The sequence below is a fragment of the Micromonospora globispora genome, from assembly GCF_003857015.1.
In the GTDB taxonomy this organism is placed as follows: Bacteria; Actinomycetota; Actinomycetes; order Mycobacteriales; family Micromonosporaceae; genus Micromonospora; species Micromonospora globispora.
In genome coordinates this window covers 1-19000 of the sequence record NZ_QGGF01000029.1, presented here as the reverse complement: position 1 = coordinate 19000, position 19000 = coordinate 1, and the positions used below count along the sequence as shown (strand labels likewise).

Below are 19000 nucleotides of genomic sequence, written 5' to 3'. Positions count from 1 at the left end.
TGCCACCGGTGACCAGCACACTGCGCTCCGCCATGGCCACACGCTAACCGTCCGCGACGATGCGGTGGGGGCTGGGGCGGCGGCGGTGGCGTCCCCGGGGCCGCCCGTCCGGCCAGGCGTCCGAGCCGTCCGGAGGGCTCGGCGTGGACGACAGCCGATCGGGCGGTCGGGCGGCACGGTGCACTCGGCCGGAGCGGATGAGGTGGCGGGGCTGCCCGAATGGGACCCTTGGCGGGACGGCCCGGCGCGGAAGGCGGTACTTTTCCGATACGCGCGGCACGGTTGACGGTCACGCCTCATGAAAGTAAGTTTCATCCGTGGCGAAGAGTCCGAAGATTTCTGCGAGTCACGAACCGGGTGGACTGATCGTCCACATCAGTGGCCTGCTCCCGTCGCTGTCCCCGGCCGAGCAGCGGGTCGCCCGGCTGGTCGTGGCCGATCCCGCGGACGCCGCCCGGCGTACGATCACCGACCTCGCCACCGCCGCCGAGACCTCGGAGGCCACGGTCATCCGGTTCTGCCGGTCGGTCGGCATGGACGGCTACCCACAGCTGCGGATCCGGCTCGCCGCCGAGGCCGCCCGCCGGGTCGAGCCGCCGGACGCCCGGGTGGTGGGCGGTGACATCCCGCCCGGCGCAGACCTGGCGCAGATCATCGCGACCATCGCGTTCAACGACGCCCGGGCCGTCGAGGAGACCGCCGAACAGCTCGACCCGGCCGTCTGCGAGCAGGTCGTCGAGGCAATCGGCGGCGCCGGTCGGATCGACGTCTACGGCGCCGGCGCCAGCGGTTTCGTCGCCTCCGACTTCCAGCAGAAGCTGCACCGCATCGGTCGCACCGCCTTCTACTTCCCGGACGTGCACACCGCGCTGACCTCGGCCGCCCTGCTCGGCCGGGGCGACGTCGCGGTCGGCATCTCGCACACCGGCACCACGTCCGACGTGATCGAGGTGCTGGAGCAGGCCCGCTCCCGGGGTGCCACCACGGTGGCCCTGACCAACTTCCCCCGCTCGCCGATCACCGAGGTGGCCGACTTCGTGCTCACCACGGCGGCCCGGGAGACCACGTACCGCTCCGGCGCGATGGCGAGCCGACTGGCCCAGCTCACCGTGGTCGACTGCCTCTTCGTCGGGGTGGCGGCGCGGAGCCGGGCCAAGGCGAGAAAGGCCTTGGAGGCGACGGCCGCGGCGGTCCAGTCGCACCGGGTCGGCTCCGGCCGGAGGCGGGCATGACGGCCGGCCGGGTGGAACCGGACGAGATGGCGGACCTGGGCCGGCCCGTGGTGCGGGTGGGCGCGCCCACCGAGCGTCGCAACCCGCACAGCGTCGACCTCGACCTGATGTCGACCCGGGACGTGCTCACCGTCATCAACGAGGCGGACCGGCGGGTGCCGGCCGCGGTGGCCGGCGTCCTCGACGAGATCGCGGAGACCGTCGACCTGGCGGTGGCCGCCCTGCGCGGGGGACACCGGGTGCACTACTTCGGCGCCGGCACCTCCGGTCGGCTGGGCGTGCTGGACGCCGCCGAGCTGGCGCCGACGTTCAACTCGCCGCGGCACTGGTTCTGCTCGCACCTCGCCGGTGGCCCGGAGGCGATGTGGCGCGCCGTCGAGGACGCTGAGGACGACGACCGCGCCGGCGCCGCCGAGGCCGCCGATTGCGTACGCCCCGGCGACCTGGTGGTCGGGCTGGCCGCCAGCGGACGCACCCCGTACGTCCTCGGGGCGCTCGCCACGTCCCGCGCCCAGGGGGCCTCGACCGTGCTGCTCTGTGCCAACCCGGAGGCCGAGGCCGCCTCGGCGGTGGACGTCTTCATCGGGGTGGACACCGGACCCGAGGTCGTCACCGGGTCGACCCGGATGAAGGCGGGCACCGCCCAGAAGTTGGTGCTCAACACGTTCTCCACCGCCGTGATGGTGCGCCTCGGTCGGGTCTACTCCAATCTCATGATCGACATGGTGGCCACCAACGCCAAGCTGCGCGGCCGGATGATCTCGATCCTGATTGAGGCCACGGGCTGCGCCGAGGAGATCTGCCGGCGGGCCCTGCAGGAGGCCGACGGCGACCTCAAGACCGCGCTGGTCTCGCTCGTCTCCGGTGCCGGGGTCCCCGCCGCCCGCGCCGCCCTGGCCCGCTCCGCCGACCAGGTGCGCGGCGCGCTTGCCCTGCTCGCCTCCTGACGCTCGACGCCGTCCACCGGCGGGCAGAGGCATCGTCCGGCCCTACCCATTGCGACGCACGTCACTCCCCAGCCGGGACGTCTTTCCCAGTGCGGATTGTTCATCGAGGGGTGGGGTAATCCTCACCCGTGGCTGAACCGACCGGTCCACCGGCGCGTATCTCGCAGTGAGCAGGATCGCAATGAGGCGGTGACGCGGGTCGCTGTGTTCATGGAATTCGCAATGGTGCGATTCCCTGGGCGGGGCGGAAATGCGCTGATCCGCCGACCCGTTCGTGCTGCCTGGAGGGCGTCACCCGACGGGGGTCCTGACAGCAAACATGGACCGGGCTCTCAGCTACCACTCAGGCATTCGTGACAGTTTCGACTCACGACATGGAATCCCCGACGCGTCTCATCTGTTGTGTAGGTGTCAGCACCTGCGGGCACAGCGGAAGTTACGGGGAAGGGCTGATGAACGTGGGGATGGCAAGGAACCGGGCAACCGGCGCGAGCGAGGGGACCGTGGCAATCGTGGACAAGAACATTGGCATGCGGACTGACGAGGTCGCCGAGGAGCGCGACCTGGTCGGTGTCTACCTGCACGAGATCTCCCGGACGCCGCTGCTCGACGCCGCCAAGGAGGTCGACCTCTCCAAGGCGATCGAGGCGGGCCTCTACGCCGAGCACCTGCTCAGCGAGGACCGCGTCCCGGCCGGCGTCGACCGGGAGGAACTGGAGCGACTGGTCGCCGAGGGTGAGCGGGCGAAGGACCTCTTCATCCGCGCCAACCTGCGACTGGTCGTGTCGATCGCGCGACGCTACGTGCGTTCGGGCATGCCCATGCTGGACCTGATCCAGGAGGGCAACACCGGCCTCGTGCGGGCGGTCGAGAAGTTCGACTACGAGCGTGGCTACAAGTTCTCCACCTACGCGACGTGGTGGATCCGCCAGGCGATCAGCCGGGCCATCGCCCAGCAGGAGCGCACCGTGCGGCTGCCGGTGCACCTGGTCGAGGACGTCAACCGGATGCGGAACGTGACCCGTCAGCTCACCCGTGAGCTGGGCAGCGACCCGGAGCCGGAGCAGATCGCGACCGCCCTCGGCGTCACCGTCGAGCGGGTCAACGAGCTGGTCCGCTGGTCGCAGGACACCGTCTCGCTGGACACCCCGGTGGGCGACGACGGCGACACCAAGCTCGGCGACCTGGTTGCCGACAGCGATGCTCCCTCGCCGGAGGACATCGTCCTCACCGGCCTGGAGCGGCAGCGGATCGAGGGTCTGCTCAACCACCTCGACGACCGCTCGGCCGGCATCATGCGGGCCCGCTACGGCCTCGAGGATGGCCGGGAGCACTCGCTCACCGAGGTGGCGTCGCGGTTCTCGCTCTCTCGGGAGCGGATCCGCCAGCTGGAGATCCAGGCCCTCGGCCGGCTCCGTGAGCTGGCCCGGGCCGAAGGGCTGCAGGCGGCCTGAGCTGGTAGTAATTGACAACACGAACGGCCGGCGTCCGATAGGGGGACGCCGGCCGTTCGCTGTCTCAGCGGTCAGGCCGCGGGGGTCAGCGCACCCGGCCGTAGCCGGCGATGGTCATGATGTCCATGTCCCGCTTGCTGACGTTGCGGCCCGCGCTCGGCGCGTCGATCACCTGCCCGCTGCCCACGTAGATCGCCACGTGCCCGAGGCCCTCGTAGAAGACGAGGTCACCGGGTTGCAGGGAACTTCGACTGACCCGCGCGGTGGCGTCCCACTGCATCGCCGCGTTGTGCGGCAGTGACTTGCCGGCCGCCCGCCACGAGGCGAGGGTGAGCCCGGAGCAGTCGTACCCGTCGGGGCCGTCGGCCCCCCAGACGTACGGCTTGCCGATCGCCCCGTACGCGTACCGCACCGCCACCCCGGCCGAGCCGGAGATGGCCGGGGCGGTGCCGCCGGAGCTGGCCCTCGTCGGCGCCTCGGTGGCCCGGCCGTACGCCTGCCGGCGCAGCTCGTACAGCCGCTTCAGGTCGGTCTCGATCTTCTTCTTGCCGGCGGCGAGCTGGCGGGCCTGTGCGGCCTCGCGGGCCAACGTCGCGTCCAGCCGGGTCTTCTGGTCGATCAGCTTCCGCTGGTTGGCGGTGAAGCCGTCGATCGTCTGCTGGCGCTGCCGGGTCAGTTGGTCCAGGGTGCCCAGGCGCTCGGTCAGCGAGCTCGCCCCGCCCTGCTCCAGCAGGGCCTCGGTGGTCCGCAATCCACCGCTCTTGTACGCGGTGGCGGCGAGGGCCGCGACGTCGGCCCGGCTCTGCTCGGCCTGCGCCTGCAGCGGGCCGATCTGGGCCTGCAGCTTGGCCGCGGTGGCCTTGTTGGCCTTGATCTCCTCGTTGAGCTTGTTGTAGGACTCGACGATTCGCTCCAGCTCAGTCGAGGACTTCTCGATCTGCTTCGTCAGCTCGGCGGGGGTGGGCTCGGCCCGAGCCACCGACGCCGGGGCGATCAGCGTGGCCGAGAGGCCGACGACCGCCAGTGTGCGCAGCAGCATCCGTAAGGACGACAAGAGCGGAAGGCTCCTCTCCACGGTCGCCGGGGCGGCGCTTGCTGCCACGACGACACCGGCCCGGGGCCATCCGGGTGAATGGCGGTCGACCGGTCCGGCCCGCCCAACCTAACCCGTGACGCGAGTGAACCGCAGTTGAAGCAGGGGCGAATGTTGCCAAAGTGGCAGGAAGTGCCAGCGATCACGGTGACGCTTGGTGACCCCTTCGCTGGCCGTTCGTTGCGGTCGTGCGGCGGGATGTGCCCTACGCGCGGCTAGCCCGATTCGTCGTTCTCGGCGGATGTCGCCAGGCAACGAGGCGCAAAATGCTGACAAAGACCGAAATGAATCCTCTTTGTGGGCGAGAGTGCCAGGCAGCCGGTTGCCCGGATGCGCGCAAATCACCGCGTCCGGCTGGCGCGACGCCCGAACAATGAAGCAGGACCCGGGAATCCCGCCGGACGGCATCGACGCAGCTCGCCGAGGCGGACAGCCGGCAGCGCCAGCCCTGGGAGGACGCCGTGCAGACTGATGGCTCCGCCACCCGCCCACCCCGGTCGCCGAAGCCGACCGCCGCCCCGACCCTGCTCTACGCGCGTCCCGGCATCGTGGTCACCGCCGAGCGCTTCACCGTCGGCCGGAACAGCTGGCCGGTCGCCGAACTGACCCAGCTGTGGACCACCCGGGGTCCGCACGACCGGCTCGCCCTCCGTGCCGTGGTGGCCACCGCCGCCATGATCGGCGGGGTGGGCGTACTGCTCGGCTTCACCGGCGGGCTGCAACGGCTCACCGCCGGGGCGTACCTGGCGTTGGGAGCGGTCGGCCTGCTGCCGGTGCTGCTGGTGGTGGTGCGGGACCGGTGGCGGCCGCCGCCAGCGCGGCCAGCTCGCCCAGATCGGCGGCGACGCGGACGTCGGCCACGCCGGCCCGGCGCCACTGCCCGGTCAGCCGGTCGACCCGGCTCTCCCCGGTACCGGTCGGCAGGCTCGCCGCGTCGGCGGCGAGCACGATCGCGAGCGTCACCGCTGTGCCGCGCTGCCGTAAGCGTGCAGCGCCTCGTCGATCGTCCCGTCGACGGTGAGCCGGCCGGCGTCGAGGTAGAGGCCCCGACGACAGAACCGGGTGAGGTCCTTTTCGTTGTGTGACACCAGCACCAGCGTGCGCCCTTCCGCGAGAAGTCGCTCGATGGTCGCATAGCACTTCGCGCGGAACTCCGCGTCCCCGACCGCGGTCACCTCGTCCACCAGCAAAATGGGGTGCGGCAGGTGGGCGATGACCGCGAAGCCGAGCCGGACCTTCATGCCGGACGAGTAGTGCCGGACGGAGGTGTCGATGGAGCGTTCGATCTGCTCACCGGCGAACGAGACGATCTCGTCGAAGTGCCGGCGCAGGTACGCCGCGGAGAGCCCGTGCAGCCCGCCGACCAGGTAGAGGTTCTCCCGGCCGGTCAGGTCGTTGGAGAACCCGGCGGAGAGTTCCAGCAGCGGCGCCACGTCACCGTGCACCCGGATCCGGCCCTCGTCGGGAATCAGCACCCCGGCGATCAGGCGCAGCAGGGTGCTCTTCCCGGTGCCGTTGCGGCCGACCACACCGACCGTCTCACCCGGCTCGATCCGGAACGACACGTCCCGCAGCGGCCAGAACTGGCCGGCGCCGGCGTCCCGCCCGCCCCGGCGGATGAGCAGCTCCCGCAGCCGGAGCTGCCGGCGGCGGTTACGGACGAACCGGATGCCCAGCCCGTCCGCCTCGATGATCGCCGTCATTCACAGTTCCTTGAGCACGGCGGGTTCCAGCCGGCGGAACGACCACCAGCCGACCGCCAGCACCAGCAGGCTGCCCAGCACGGTGGTGGCGAGCAGCCGGGCGTCGGGGAACTCGTCCGGGTACCAGATGGCGTGGTGCAACTGGAAGATGCCGACCAGCGGGTTCAGCTCGTAGGCGACCTTGAGCCAGGTCGGCATCCCGGACTCCCGCACCAGGCTCAGCGGATAGATGATGGGGGTGGCGTAGAAGAGCACCCGGATGATCAGCCGCATGAACCGCTCGATGTCGCGCATCAGCACGTTCAATGCCGACAGCAGCAGCGCGATCCCCACCAGCAGGACGCCCTGCACCGCGACGGCGAGCGGCAGGGCGAGCACCGTCCAGCCCGGGTGGACCTTGCCCCGTGCGGTGTACACGGCGGCGATGCCGATCAGGATCGGCAGGCCGGCGGCGTACTCGGCGAACCGGCCGGCGACCCGGCCGATCGGGAAGATCTGGCGGGGCATGTTCATGGTCGTGATCAGCCGGGCCTGGCCGGTCAGCGCGTTCGTCGCCTCGTTGATCGCCGAGCTGGCCCACATCCAGGCGAAAATGCCGGTGATCAGGAAGAGCGGGTACGACTCCGACGCGTCGCCCAGGTGCCGGCGGGTCGCGCCGGAGTAGAGCACCCCGAAGACGAACCAGTAGATCGCCCCCATGCCGAGGGGTTCGATCAGCGACCAGAGGTAACCCAGGACGGACTGCTGGTACTTCACCGCCAGGTCCCGCTTGACCAGGATCCGCAGCGAGTTGCGGGCCGACCAGAGGGCTTCGACGCCAGCCGTCACGTGCCCTCCTCGCCGACCGGGGGCGCGGGCGGGTCACCCCGTCGGGCTCAGCACTCGATGACGTTGACCGCCAGGCCGCCCCGCGCCGTCTCCTTGTACTTGACCTTCATGTCGGCGCCCGTCTCCCGCATGGTCTTGATGACCTTGTCCAGCGAGACGGCGTGCACCCCGTCGCCGCGCAGCGCCAGCCGGGCGGCCGTGATCGCCTTGATGCTAGCCACCGCGTTCCGCTCGATGCAGGGGATCTGCACCAGGCCACCGACCGGGTCGCAGGTCAACCCCAGGTTGTGCTCCATACCGATCTCGGCGGCGTTCTCCACCTGCTCGGGGGTGCCGCCCAGCGCCTCGGCGAGCCCGGCGGCCGCCATCGAGCAGGCCGAGCCGACCTCGCCCTGGCAGCCGACCTCGGCGCCGGAGATCGACGCGTTCTCCTTGAACAGCACGCCGATCGCACCGGCGGCGAGCAGGAACCGGACCACCCCGTCCTCGGAGGCGCCCGGCACGAAGCGGGTGTAGTAGTGCAGCACGGCCGGGATGATCCCGGCGGCGCCGTTGGTCGGCGCGGTGACCACCCGACCGCCGGCGGCGTTCTCCTCGTTCACCGCGAGGGCGAAGAGGGTGACCCAGTCCATCGCGCGCAGCGGGTCCGTCGAGTCGGCCTCCGCCTCCAGGCTGCGCCGCAGCTCGGCCGCCCGCCGCCGCACCTTGAGTCCGCCGGGCAGGGTGCCGTCCCGCTCGCAGCCGCGCTCCACGCACTCCCGCATCACCCGCCAGATCTCCAGCAGCCCGGCCCGCACCTCCCCCTCGGTACGCCAGGACAGCTCGTTGGCGAGCATCACCTCGCTGATCGACAGGCGGGTGCCGGTGGTGACGGTGAGCAGCTCCGCGCCGGTGAGGAACGGGTACCGGACTGGCGTGGTGTCCGCGGTGATCCGGTCCGCCCCGGCCGCCGCCTCGTCGACCACGAACCCGCCGCCGACGGAGTAGTAGGTGCGGCCGCGCAGCTCCGCGCCCGCCCGGTCGTACGCGACGAAGGTCATCCCGTTCGGGTGGTACGGCAGCGAACGGCGGCGGTGCAGCACCAGGTCCCGGTCCGGGTCGAAGTCGATCTCCTGCACGCCGAGCAGGCTGAGCCGCCGCTCGGCGCGGATCCGGGCGACCCGCGGCGCGACGCTGTCGGTGTCGACGGTCTCCGGCGCCTCGCCCTCGAGCCCGAGCAGCACCGCCCGGTCGCTGCCGTGACCGTGGCCGGTCGCGCCGAGGGAACCGAAGAGTTCGGCCTGGACCCGCACGGTGTCGGCGAGCAGCCCGTCGGCCTTGAGCCCGGTCACGAACGTCCGGGCGGCCCGCATCGGCCCGACGGTGTGCGAGCTGGACGGCCCGATGCCGACGCTGAAGAGGTCGAAAACACTGATCATGGCTGCACTTTCCTCGCCGTCGTACCCCGTTGTGCGGGGTCCGGCCCGGTCGCACCGCCCCATTGCGGAACGGCCGGTCGGGAGCCCGGGGTGTGGGCGCCCGACCGGCGAGCCTACCCGCCCCCACCAGCACCTGCCCGCCGCCCGGCACACTCCGGCACACCGCGCGGAAAGCCCACCCCGACGCGCCGGCGCGTTGGCGCGGACCCGCCGGGGTAAGCACCTACGGGTGCCGGGGCCGCCGATCATCCTCGCGACCGAGGGCGCGGTGGCCAGCCGTTTCTACCGTAGAACCAGAGCGGCGGATCGCCGCAGAGTGGGAGTACGACGATGAGTCGCAAACTGGTCCGGCCCCGCGAGGGGCGCATGCTCGCCGGTGTCTGCGCCGGCCTGGCCCAGCGGTTCGGCATGTCCGCCGGCATGGTCCGGCTGCTGTTCCTGCTGTCGCTGCTGCTGCCCGGCACCCAGGTGATCATCTACCTGGTGCTCTGGGCCCTGATGCCGAACGAGGACCGCTACCCCGCCACCGGTTACTGATCCCCCCGTCGAACGGATCGGCGCCCGCCCGGAAGATCCGGAGCGGGCGCCGTCGCGTACCGGGTCAGGAGGCGGTGTAGGTGACGGTGACCTTCTCGTAGCCGAGGGAGCGGAGCAGGCCCTCCAGCATCTTGCGGGTGTTCTCCTCCGCGCGGGCCGTCAGCCCGCTGTCCCGGGCGGCGGCGGTGATCCGCTCGTCGGCCAACTGGTAGACCTGCTGCTGCCGGTTCGGGTCGCCGGCGACCAGATCGTTGAGCCGGTTGAGCAGACCGCGCTGCTCGGCGAAGACGTAGCTCTTCTCCAGGTCGAGGTTGGTCTCGCCGAGCTGCGGCGCGGGCAGCTTGATCTCCACCGACTTGCCGTCGGGGGAGACGACCACCGCGCCGTCGGAGATCTTCGCGAAGTCGACGTACGCCTCGACGCTGCCCGCCCCGACGAAGAGCGTCCGCTGGTTGAGCAGGAACTCCGGCACGTTGTTGCGGTCGTTCTGCAGGTCGACGACGACCTGGAAGTTGCCCTCGGCCGCCACGTAGCGGCTGAGGTCGCGGATGGACTTGAGCAGCGGCGGCTGGCTGCGGTCGGTCTGCTCCTTGGCGAACGGGTTGCGGAAGTCCGGCAGGATCCCGGTGGCCTGCACGCCGAGCAGCACCACCACCGCGAGCGCGGCCGCGCCGAGCACCCAGAGCAGGCTGCGGGCCTGGCCATTGGCCGGTGTTGGCGCATCCGGTTTGGCGTCCGACCGGGCGTGCAGCGACTCGGCGGTCGGGTAGCCGGGAAACTCCCGGGTGGGCTCGTTGATGTCAGGGTCGCGGGCCATCGCCCTCACCGTCCTCGTCAGACAAATCGCCTGATGTTGACGGTACGTGCCCAGTACGACACCCGCTCGGTGAGCCGCCGGAAGCGGCGTGTCCGCAGGTCAGGCGAACGCCGACAGCCCGGTCAGCTGCTGCCCGATCACCAGCTGGTGGATCTCCGAGGTGCCCTCGTAGGTGAGGACGCTCTCCAGGTTGTTGGCGTGCCGCATCACCGGGTACTCGCCGGAGACGCCGTTCGCGCCGAGGATCGTCCGGCACTGCCGGGCGATCGCCAGCGCCTCCCGCACGTTGTTCAGCTTGCCGACGCTGACCTGCTCGGGGCGGAGCTTCCCGGCGTCGGCGAGCCGGCCCAGGTGCAGGGCGAGCAGGAGGCCCTTGTTCCACTCGACCGCCATGTCGGCGAGCTTCGCCTGGGTGAGCTGGAAACCGGCCAGCGGGCGGCCAAACTGGGTCCGGGTGGTCGCGTACGACAGGGCGGTCTCCAGGCAGTCGCGGGCCGCGCCGAGCGCGCCCCAGACGATGCCGTGCCGGGCCTCGGTCAGGCAGCTCAGCGGCGCCTTCAGCCCGATCGCCTCGGGCAGCCGGGCGTCCGCCGGCAGCCGCACGTCGTCGAGGGCGATCTCCCCGGTGAGCGAGGCGCGCAGCGACATCTTGTGCCGGATCTCGCGCGCCGTCACGCCGGGCGTGTCCATCGGTACGGCGAAACCGCGCACCCCCTCGTCGGTGCGCGCCCAGATCACCCCGACGTCGGCGATCGGCGCGTTGGTGATCCACAGCTTGCTGCCGTTGAGGATCCAGTCGTCGCCGTCCCGACGGGCCCGGGTGGCCATCGAGGCCGGGTCGGAGCCGTGGTCCGGCTCGGTCAGCCCGAAGCAGCCGATCGCCTCGCCGGCCGCCATGGCGGGCAGCCAGCGCTGCTTCTGCTCCTCGCTGCCGTAGCGCCAGATGGCGTACATGGCCAGCGAGCCCTGCACGGACACCAGCGAGCGGACGCCGGAGTCGCCGGCCTCCAGCTCCAGGCAGGCCAGCCCGTACGCGACGGCGGAGGCGCCGGCGCAGCCGTACCCGGTCAGGTGCATGCCGAGCAGGCCGAGCTTGCCGAACTCGCGGGCCAGCTCGCGGGCGGGGACGTGGCCGTCCTCGTACCAGCCGGCGACGTGCGGGCGTACCCGGTCGTCGACGAGCTGGCGCACGACGGCGCGGATCTGCCGCTCCTCCTCGCCCAGCGAAGCGTCGATGTCCAGCAGGTCCAAGGCAGTCATGGGGGTCACCTTAACGAAGACTCAGGCGGTCGTCACTCGCCCTGCGGGCCGAGGACCAGCACCCGGGCGTGGATCTGGTTGCGCTGCTGGAGCGCCGCGCGCAGCGCCCGATGCAGGCCGTCCTCCAGGTAGAGGCCACCGTTCCACTGCACGACGTGCGGGAAGAGGTCGCCGTAGAAGGTGGAGTCCTCGGCGAGGAGCTTGTCCAGCGCCAACTCCCGCTTGGTGGTGATGAGCTGGTCCAGCCGCAGCGGGCGCGGTGGGATCTCCGCCCACTGCTTGAGCGTGAGGTTGTGCTCCGGGTAGGGACGCCCGTCCCGGACCGCCCTGAAGATCACGGCGCGCTTCCCTCCCCCTGGCCCGGCCGGCCTCGGCGCCCGGCCGGATCACGGCGGAGCACCGCGCGGCGCGGCTGACGATGTCGCTGCCAGCCTAGCCGCCCTCGCCACACCACGTTTTCCTCCCTCATGTCGGGTTCGCTACCGCCGGTACCCCCGCCGACGGGCGTCAACCGGAACGACTTCCGCCGATGTGCGATCAGCTCCACCGGCCCCGTCGGACCACCTCGCCGACCGGCCGCCGGCCCCGGCGCAGCGACGGCGACCGGTGATCCGGCGCCCGGTAGCCGACCGTCACCGCGCCGATCGGGTGGTACTCCTCGGGTACCCCGAACGCCTCCCGGTACGGATCGATCCGCTGCGGCGGAATCCCGAAGAAGCACGCCCCCAACCCCTCGTCGACTGCGGTGAGCAGCATCAACAGGGCGGCGAAGCCGGTGTCGACGTACCAGTACGGCACCGGCCAACGCTCGGTCGACCGGTCCGCCCAGCCCTTGTCCGGCTCGGCGTACCGCTCCAGATAGGCGGACCGGTTCGCGTGCGGTACGACGATCAGCGGCGCCCGGCGCATCCCGGCCAGCCACCGCTCCCGCCCACCGCCCGCCGGCGTGGCCGCCGCCCAGAACCGCTCCCGGTCCTCCGGCGTCTCCAGCACGAGGAAACCCCAGCCCTGGGCGAACCCCGCCGAGGGCGCCCGGGTCGCGTGCTCCAACAGCCGGTCCACCACGTCGGGCGGGACCGGCCGGTCCGGGTCGTAGTTGCGCACCATCCGGCGGCGCCGGACCACCTCGGCGAACTCCATGTCGCTCCCCCGCCCCGCTCAGGCCCCGGGCCGGACGCCCCAGGCGCCCCGCCAGGTGCCGCCCGGCTCCAGCGTGATCACGTCCCGGCCGGAGCGGAACGCGTCCGGCGGGCAGGTCATCGGCTCCACCGCGACCGAGCGGCGGTGCCGCTCCCCGCTGAGCGTGTCCCCCGTGAAGACCTGCCACCAGCCGAACTCGCGGTCCGCCCAGACCTGCACGGCGGCGGAGCCGTCGGGCGCGGCGAGGGTCACCGCGGAGCCGCCGTCGCCGTCGCGGATCACGTCGCCGAACGCCATGTCCAGCACCGCGTCGCCGATCGGGCGGGGCTCGGTGAAGTCGTACTCGGTGCCGGCGACCGCGGTGGCCCCGACCGGCAGCAGGCGGCTGTCCACCAGCACCCGGATACGCCCCGGCACCTGCAACGACAGCTCACCGACGGGGACCCCGGGCAGCCGCAGGTACGGGTGCATCGAGTAGCCGAACGGGCAGGGCTCCTGGCCGACGTTGGTGGCCTCGTGCTCGACGCGCAGGCCGTCGGGTCCCACGCTCCACCGGGTACGCAGCCGCAGCGGCCACGGGTAGCCCGGGCTCGGCGGCAGGTCGTACCCGACGGTGACGCTGTCGTCGGACCGCTCGACCAGGTGCCAGGAGACCCAGTTGACCAGGCCGTGGATGGCGTTGTGCCGGGCCGGCTCGCTCAGGTCGAGCTGCAACGACCGCCCCCCGAAGGTGTACGCCCCGTCGCGGATCCGGTTCGGCCAGGGCGCCAGCACCTGACCGGCCGAGCCGGGGCAGATCTCGTCCGCCGCGTACCCGTCGAGGTAGTCCACCCCGTCGTGCCGGTACGCCCGCAGCCCACCGCCCACCTCGACGACGACCGCCTCGTGCCCGTCGGCGGAAATGCTCCACTGTGTCCCGGACGGGCGGGTCGCGGCGTTCTCCATGTCGGCGACCTTAGTCCGTTCCCGCCGGCCCCCGCTGAACCCCGATGATCAGCGTCCCGACCGGCGGCACCCCGGTCGGCGGGCCATCCTCACGTCCGGTCCGGCTCCGCGGCCGCCCCCGCCCGGTAGCGCAGCAGGGCTGGGAAGACCGCCACCAGCAGCACCGCGAGGACGGCCGAGGCGAGGCCGCCGGCGACCATCGCGACGCTGGTGCCGAGCCCGGCGGCCATCGCACCGGCCCGCAGGTCGCCCAGCCGGGGGCCGCCGGCGACCACCACCGTGTTCACCCCCTGGAGCCGGCCGCGCATCCGGTCCGGCGCGTAGACCAGCAGCATCGACTGCCGGAGCACCGCGCTCACCAGGTCGGCCGCGCCGGCCACCGCGAGCAGCGCCACCATCAGCCAGAGCTGCCGGGCCAGCCCGGCGGCGGCGACGGCCAGCCCCCAGCCGACCACCGCGATCACGAGCGCCCGGCCCTGCCGGCGGATCCGGCCGATCCAGCCGGAGGTCAGGCCGCCCACCATCGCGCCGATGGCGATGGCGCTGTAGAGCCAGCCCACCGCCGCGCCGCCGCCGAACCGGTTCTCGGCGATCTCCGGGAAGAGCGCCCGGGGCATCGCCAGGATCATGGCGATCAGGTCGATCGCGAACGACGAGAGCAGCACCGGGGTGGTGCCGAGGTACCGGAGACCGTCGACGACGCTGGCCAGCCCCGCCCGACGCGGCGTGTCGTCGCCGTCCGGGTCCGGTTCGGGCGGCAGCGCCGGCATCCGGACGGTGGCCCAGACCGCCGCGGTGAAGAAGAGCGCGTCCAGGCCGTACGCGATCGGCAGCGCGGCCTCGGTCCGCCAGACGGCGAAGATCAGGCCGGCCAGCAGCGGGCCGAAGACCGAGGCGGCGGTGTAGGTGGTGTAGTTCAGCGTGGTCGCCGCCGGCACCAGCTCCGCCGGCACGAGGCGGGGCAGACTCGCCGTGCGGGCCGCCCCGCTGACCGCGAAGCCGACCGACTGGAGGGCCACCAGCACCAGCAGCAGCACCGGGCTGCCCACCTTCAGCAGCGACTGGAGCAGCAGCGCCAGCATCGACGCCCAGAGCACCGCCTGGCTGACGAGCAGCACGGCGCGCCGGTCGCGGGCGTCGGCGGCGGCCCCGCCCCAGAGCCCGAAGACCAGCAGCGGCAGGAACGCGGCCACCCCGAGCAGACCGACCCAGAACGAGTCCCGGGTCAGGTCGTACATCTCGACCGGTACGGCGACCGCGGTGAACTGGAAGCCGAGCATGGCGATGCCGCCGCCCAGCCAGATCCGGCGGAACGCCGGCACGCGCAGCGGGCGCAGGTCGATCGCCCAGCGGCGCGCCTCGCGCGGCCGGGTCTCCTTGATCGCGGTCACGGCGCCAGCCGCTCGGTGACCCAGGTGCCGCCCTCGGTACGCCGGAACCGCAGCCGGTCGTGCAGCCGGCTGGCCCGGCCCTGCCAGAACTCGACGCTCTCCGGGCGGACTCGGAACCCGCCCCAGTGCGGCGGCGGTGGGATCGGGTCGACGTCGGCGAAGCGCTCGGCGACCGCCTCGTACGCATCGTCCAGCGCGGCCCGGTCCGGGATGACCCGGGACTGGGTGCTCGCCCAGGCGCCGAGCTGCGAGCCGCGCGGCCGGCTGGCGAAGTACTCCTCGGTCTCGGCCCGGTCGACCCGCTCCACCGGACCGGCCACCACCACCTGCCGCTGCATCGGGAACCAGGGGAAGACCAGGCTGGCCCACGGGTTGACGGCCAGCTCGCCGCCCTTGCGCGAGTCGTAGTTGGTGTAGAAGACGAACCCGTCCGGGTCGTACCCCTTGAGCAGGACGGTACGCCCGCTGGAGTGGCCGGCGGCGTCGGCGGTGGCGACGATCATCGCGTTCGGCTCGGGGAGCGGGTGGGCCACCGCTTCGGCGAACCAGCGGCCGAACTGGGTGTGCCAGTCGGCGGCCAGGTCATCCTCGGAAAGGCCCTGGTCGGCCGCGTACTCGTTACGCATGGCCGCCGGGGCAACTGTGTCGCCCGTCACGTTCCTTCTCTCCCTCGTGGGGCGGTGCGCGTCCCCCGACGCTGGCCAGACCCCACCGCCCAGTCTGGCCGAGGGGGTGAGCTTGTCCACCCCGGGGGATGTCGCGTGCGGCACAGTGGCTGCGGGTCGCGCACTTGGTTACCCAGCAGGCAAGATGTCACGAACACATCCCTGAGGGTCGCCTGAGGCGCTCGGCCGACTGGGCCTGACCGCCCGGGCGCGCCGAGCAGATCCAGGAGAACGAGATGGCCGATTTCAAACCCGGGCTGGAGGGCGTCGTCGCCTTCGAGACCGAGATCGCCGAGCCCGACCGCGAGGGTGGCGCCCTGCGCTATCGCGGCGTCGACATCGAGGATCTGATCGGCCAGGTCTCCTTCGGCAACGTCTGGGCGCTGCTGGTCGACGGGCGGTTCGGCCCGGGCCTGCCGCCGGCCGAGCCGTTCCCGGTGCCGGTGCACTCCGGCGACATCCGGGTCGACGTGCAGTCCGCCGTCGCGATGCTCGCCCCGTACTGGGGGCTTAGCCAGCTGCTGGACATCTCCGACCCGCAGGCCCGCGAGGACCTGGCCCGGGTGTCGGTCACCGCGCTCTCCTTCGTCGCCCAGTCGGCGCGCGGCCTGGGCCTGCCGGCCGTCCCGCAGAAGGAGATCGACAAGGCGGAGACGATCGTCGAGCGCTTCATGAAGCGCTGGCGGGGTGAGCCGGACCCGCGGCACGTCAAGGCCGTCGACGCGTACTTCATCTCGGCCGCCGAGCACGGCCTGAACGCCTCCACCTTCACCACCCGGATCGTCGCCTCCACGGGCGCCGACGCCGCGGCCTGCATCTCCTCCGGCATAGGGGCGCTATCCGGCCCGCTGCACGGCGGCGCGCCGTCCCGGGTGCTCAGCATGCTGGAGGCCGTCGAGCGCAGCGGCGACGCCGAGGGGTACGTCAAGGGCGTCCTCGACCGCGGCGAGCGGCTGATGGGCTTCGGCCACCGGGTCTACCGGGCCGAGGACCCGCGCGCCCGGGTGCTCCGCCGCACCGCCAAGGAGCTGGGCGCGCCCCGCTTCGAGATCGCCGAGGCGCTGGAGAAGGCCGCGCTGGCCGAGCTCCAGGCCCGCCGCCCGGACCGGGTGCTCGCCACCAACGTCGAGTTCTGGTCGGCCGTGGTGCTGGACTTCGCCGAGGTGCCGGCGCACATGTTCACCTCGATGTTCACCTGTGCCCGGATGGGCGGTTGGTCCGCGCACATCCTGGAGCAGAAGAAGCTCCAGCGGCTGGTCCGCCCGTCGGCCCGCTACGTCGGCCCGGGCAGCCGGAAGCCGCAGGAGGTCGAGGGCTGGGACGCCATCCCGCACGGCGTCTGATCCGCGTACCCGTCGAAGGGCCCCGTCCGCGCGGACGGGGCCCTTCGCGCGTCCTGTGGCGCATCCCTCACCCCGGTGCGTGGGACCAGCCGTCGGACCCGCCGGTCAGGGTGCGAGGATGAAGGCCGGCAGTGTCGCCGGACCGGGCTCGGATCCCGGCCGCGCCGTGCGCCTGAGCGCACGGGTCCGCCGTCGATCCGCGCCCGCTGAAGGGCCCGCTCTCGCCCATGCGGAAGGATCTCGACAACCGTGGCTGACGCACCGACCATCCGGATTCCCGACGACATCAAGCCCGCCGACGGGCGGTTCGGCTGCGGGCCGTCCAAGGTCCGTCCAACGGCGGTCTCCGCACTTGCCGACGTGGCGACCAGCTACCTGGGCACCTCGCACCGGCAGAAGACGGTCCGCGACCAGGTGGCCCGACTCCGCCGGGGCATCGCCGAGTTCTTCTCCCTGCCCGAGGGCTACGAGGTGGTGATCGGCAACGGCGGCACCACCGCCTTCTGGGAGGTCGCCACCTTCGGCCTGATCCGCGACCGCGCCCAGTTCGCCAGCTTCGGCGAGTTCGGCGCCAAGTTCGCCAAGTCGGTCAAGGACGCGCCGTTCCTCGGCGAGCCGACCGTCCGCAAGTCGGAGCCGGGCAGCGCGCCGACGCTGGTCGCCGAGGCCGGGGTGGACGTCTACGCCACCCCGCACAACGAGACCTCCACCGGCGTGGCCGTGCCGATCAGCCGGGTGCCGGGCGCCGACGAGGGCTCGCTGCTGCTGGTCGACGCCACCTCCGGGGCCGGCGGCCTCGAGGTCAACGTCGGCGAGACCGACGTCTACTACTTCGCCCCGCAGAAGTGCTTCGGCTCCGACGGCGGTCTCTGGCTGGCCCTGATGTCGCCGGCCGCGCTGGCCCGGGCGACCGAGATCAAGGAGTCCGGCCGCTACATCCCGGCCTTCCTCGACCTGGTCACCGCGATCGACAACTCGCGGCTGGAGCAGACGTACAACACGCCGGCGCTGGCGACCATCTTCCTGGCCGCCGAGCAGACCGACTGGATGAACGCGCAGGGCGGCCTGACCTGGGCGGCCAAGCGCACCGCCGAGAGCGCCGGCATCGTGTACGGCTGGGCCGAGCGGTCGCCGGTGGCGACCCCGTTCGTCACCGACCCGGCGCTGCGTTCCAACGTGGTCGCCACAATCGACTTCGCCGAGGGGGTGGACGCCTCGGCGATCGCCAAGGCGCTGCGCGCCAACGGCATCGTGGACACCGAGCCGTACCGGAAGCTGGGCCGCAACCAGCTCCGGGTCGCGCTCTTCCCGGCCGTGGAGCCGGCCGACGTGGAGGCGCTGACCGCCTGCATCGACTACGTGGTGGAGCGGCTCTAGCAGTTGTCACGGTGGGTGGTCGTCGGAGCTCCGGCGGCCACCCACCGTGATCATCACCGCAGCTCAATCCCGACATGCGGAGTGTCGCATCCCCCACCTTCGGGTAGATGCGCGTACGGTGGTCCGAGACGCCCGGGTGGCCGGCTCGTGGCGTGACGGCCAGCGAAGCGGGACGGAGGCAACGCCATGCGCCCAGTACGCTTCGTCGCCCTCTCCGAGGACGGCCAGGCTCTGGTGCTCGCCGACGAGGTCGGGCGCCTGCTCGCCCTCCCCATCGACGAGCGCGTCGCCTCGGTGCTGCATGCCGAGCCTGGCGCCACGCCACTCGCGGTCGTGCCCAGCCCCGCCGACCCCGCACCCTCCCTCTCCCCGCGGGACATTCAGGCCCGGATCCGTTCCGGCGAGTCCGCGGAGGACGTCGCCCGGATCGCCGGCGTTCCCGTCGACCGGGTGCTGCGCTACGCCGGGCCGGTGCTGCAGGAGCGGGCCATGCTCGCCCAGCACGCCCGGCGCACCCGGCTCAAGGGGGCCGAGAAGCCGACCCCGCTGGCCGAGGTGGTCCAGGGCCGGCTGGCCCAGCACGGGATCGACACGGAGAAGATTTCCTGGGACGCGTACCGGCGCGACGACGGCACCTGGCGGATCATCGCCACCTGGCCGTCGGGCAAGGCCACCGCGCAGGCCGTGTGGGATCTCGACAAGCTTCGGCAGAACGTCACCCCGCACGACGACATGGCGCAGTACCTCTGCGCCGAGCGTCCCACCCCGATCCTGGGCCAGGAGCCGGCGCCGGAGCGGGGCGGCCACGCGCTGCCCGGCCCGTCGCGCGGCGAGCCGAGCCGGGGTGGCG

19 protein-coding genes and 1 pseudogene are annotated in these 19000 nt (G+C 72.3%); 8 read left to right on the top strand and 12 right to left on the bottom strand.

Annotation, left to right across the window (positions count from 1 at the left end; all coding sequences use genetic code 11):
* Positions 1-317 precede the first annotated feature (317 nt).
* The 3 genes from DKL51_RS00885 (at position 318) to DKL51_RS00875 (ending at position 3633) form a co-directional block, all read left to right on the top strand.
* Positions 318-1232: a MurR/RpiR family transcriptional regulator gene (locus DKL51_RS00885; protein ID WP_109944319.1), complete on the top strand. Its 915-nt coding sequence runs from the start codon at positions 318-320 to the stop codon at positions 1230-1232.
* A complete protein-coding gene (locus tag DKL51_RS00880; RefSeq protein ID WP_124811619.1) occupies positions 1229-2179 on the top strand; it encodes an N-acetylmuramic acid 6-phosphate etherase in 951 nt (316 codons plus the stop codon). Before DKL51_RS00885 ends, DKL51_RS00880 begins: the two co-directional genes overlap by 4 nt.
* A 464-nt stretch (positions 2180-2643) precedes the next feature.
* Positions 2644-3633 (top strand): sigma-70 family RNA polymerase sigma factor, encoded by a 990-nt coding sequence (locus DKL51_RS00875; protein ID WP_185734658.1) that lies wholly within the window; start codon positions 2644-2646, stop codon positions 3631-3633.
* 85 nt (positions 3634-3718) lie between these two features.
* Here DKL51_RS00875 and DKL51_RS00870 read toward each other — a convergent pair whose 3' ends face one another.
* Complete coding sequence (locus tag DKL51_RS00870; protein ID WP_109944322.1) at positions 3719-4687, bottom strand: C40 family peptidase; 969 nt, start codon at positions 4685-4687, stop codon at positions 3719-3721.
* A gap of 500 nt (positions 4688-5187) precedes the next feature.
* Here DKL51_RS00870 and DKL51_RS36045 point away from each other — a divergent pair.
* Positions 5188-5478, top strand: a pseudogene (locus DKL51_RS36045) (DUF6232 family protein); the annotation flags it as partial.
* Here the strand turns inward: DKL51_RS36045 and DKL51_RS00860 are convergent.
* From DKL51_RS00860 to DKL51_RS00845, 4 genes are read right to left on the bottom strand one after another with little or no spacing between them, the layout of a single operon-like run.
* A complete protein-coding gene (locus DKL51_RS00860) occupies positions 5453-5689 on the bottom strand; it encodes a hypothetical protein (protein WP_124811618.1) in 237 nt (78 codons plus the stop codon). The pseudogene DKL51_RS36045 and the gene DKL51_RS00860 overlap by 26 nt on opposite strands.
* Positions 5686-6429, bottom strand: a complete 744-nt coding sequence (locus DKL51_RS00855; protein ID WP_109945328.1) for an ABC transporter ATP-binding protein — start codon at positions 6427-6429, stop codon at positions 5686-5688. The genes DKL51_RS00860 and DKL51_RS00855 overlap by 4 nt, the downstream gene beginning before the upstream one ends.
* Complete coding sequence (locus DKL51_RS00850) at positions 6430-7257, bottom strand: ABC transporter permease (RefSeq protein ID WP_109945327.1); 828 nt, start codon at positions 7255-7257, stop codon at positions 6430-6432.
* 47 nt (positions 7258-7304) lie between these two features.
* Positions 7305-8675, bottom strand: a complete 1371-nt coding sequence (locus tag DKL51_RS00845) for an L-serine ammonia-lyase (RefSeq protein WP_109945326.1) — start codon at positions 8673-8675, stop codon at positions 7305-7307.
* A gap of 330 nt (positions 8676-9005) precedes the next feature.
* Between DKL51_RS00845 and DKL51_RS00840 the strand changes: the two genes are divergently transcribed.
* Positions 9006-9212, top strand: coding sequence for a PspC domain-containing protein (locus tag DKL51_RS00840; RefSeq protein WP_109945325.1), 207 nt, complete (start codon positions 9006-9008; stop codon positions 9210-9212).
* 64 nt (positions 9213-9276) lie between these two features.
* Here the strand turns inward: DKL51_RS00840 and DKL51_RS00835 are convergent, their stop codons facing one another.
* The 7 genes from DKL51_RS00835 to pdxH form a co-directional block, all read right to left on the bottom strand.
* The gene (locus DKL51_RS00835) at positions 9277-10029 is read right to left on the bottom strand and encodes a DUF4230 domain-containing protein (protein ID WP_109945324.1); all 753 of its coding nucleotides are present in this window, start codon (positions 10027-10029) and stop codon (positions 9277-9279) included.
* 99 nt (positions 10030-10128) lie between these two features.
* Positions 10129-11289 (bottom strand): acyl-CoA dehydrogenase family protein, encoded by a 1161-nt coding sequence (locus DKL51_RS00830; RefSeq protein ID WP_109945323.1) that lies wholly within the window; start codon positions 11287-11289, stop codon positions 10129-10131.
* Positions 11290-11321: 32 nt separating this feature from the next.
* The gene (locus DKL51_RS00825; protein ID WP_109945322.1) at positions 11322-11627 is read right to left on the bottom strand and encodes a type II toxin-antitoxin system VapB family antitoxin; all 306 of its coding nucleotides are present in this window, start codon (positions 11625-11627) and stop codon (positions 11322-11324) included.
* 199 nt (positions 11628-11826) lie between these two features.
* Positions 11827-12429, bottom strand: coding sequence for a nitroreductase family protein (locus DKL51_RS00820; RefSeq protein WP_124811617.1), 603 nt, complete (start codon positions 12427-12429; stop codon positions 11827-11829).
* Between the two features lie 18 nt (positions 12430-12447).
* Complete coding sequence (locus DKL51_RS00815; protein ID WP_109947594.1) at positions 12448-13374, bottom strand: aldose 1-epimerase family protein; 927 nt, start codon at positions 13372-13374, stop codon at positions 12448-12450.
* An 89-nt stretch (positions 13375-13463) separates the two neighbouring features.
* Positions 13464-14765, bottom strand: coding sequence for an MFS transporter (locus DKL51_RS00810; protein ID WP_109947593.1), 1302 nt, complete (start codon positions 14763-14765; stop codon positions 13464-13466).
* The gene (pdxH, locus tag DKL51_RS00805) at positions 14762-15391 is read right to left on the bottom strand and encodes a pyridoxamine 5'-phosphate oxidase (RefSeq protein WP_109947592.1); all 630 of its coding nucleotides are present in this window, start codon (positions 15389-15391) and stop codon (positions 14762-14764) included. Before pdxH ends, DKL51_RS00810 begins: the two co-directional genes overlap by 4 nt.
* Positions 15392-15666: 275 nt before the next feature.
* On the opposite strand from pdxH, the gene DKL51_RS00800 reads away from it, so the two are divergent.
* The 3 genes from DKL51_RS00800 to sepH form a co-directional block, all read left to right on the top strand.
* On the top strand, positions 15667-16773 hold the full coding sequence (locus tag DKL51_RS00800; RefSeq protein WP_109947591.1) for a citrate synthase 2: 1107 nt from the start codon (positions 15667-15669) through the stop codon (positions 16771-16773).
* A 249-nt stretch (positions 16774-17022) separates the two neighbouring features.
* Positions 17023-18150: a phosphoserine transaminase gene (gene serC, locus DKL51_RS00795; protein ID WP_124811616.1), complete on the top strand. Its 1128-nt coding sequence runs from the start codon at positions 17023-17025 to the stop codon at positions 18148-18150.
* A 186-nt stretch (positions 18151-18336) separates the two neighbouring features.
* The coding region (gene sepH / locus DKL51_RS00790) for a septation protein SepH (protein ID WP_148097691.1) at positions 18337-19000 on the top strand (664 nt) is incomplete at its 3' end.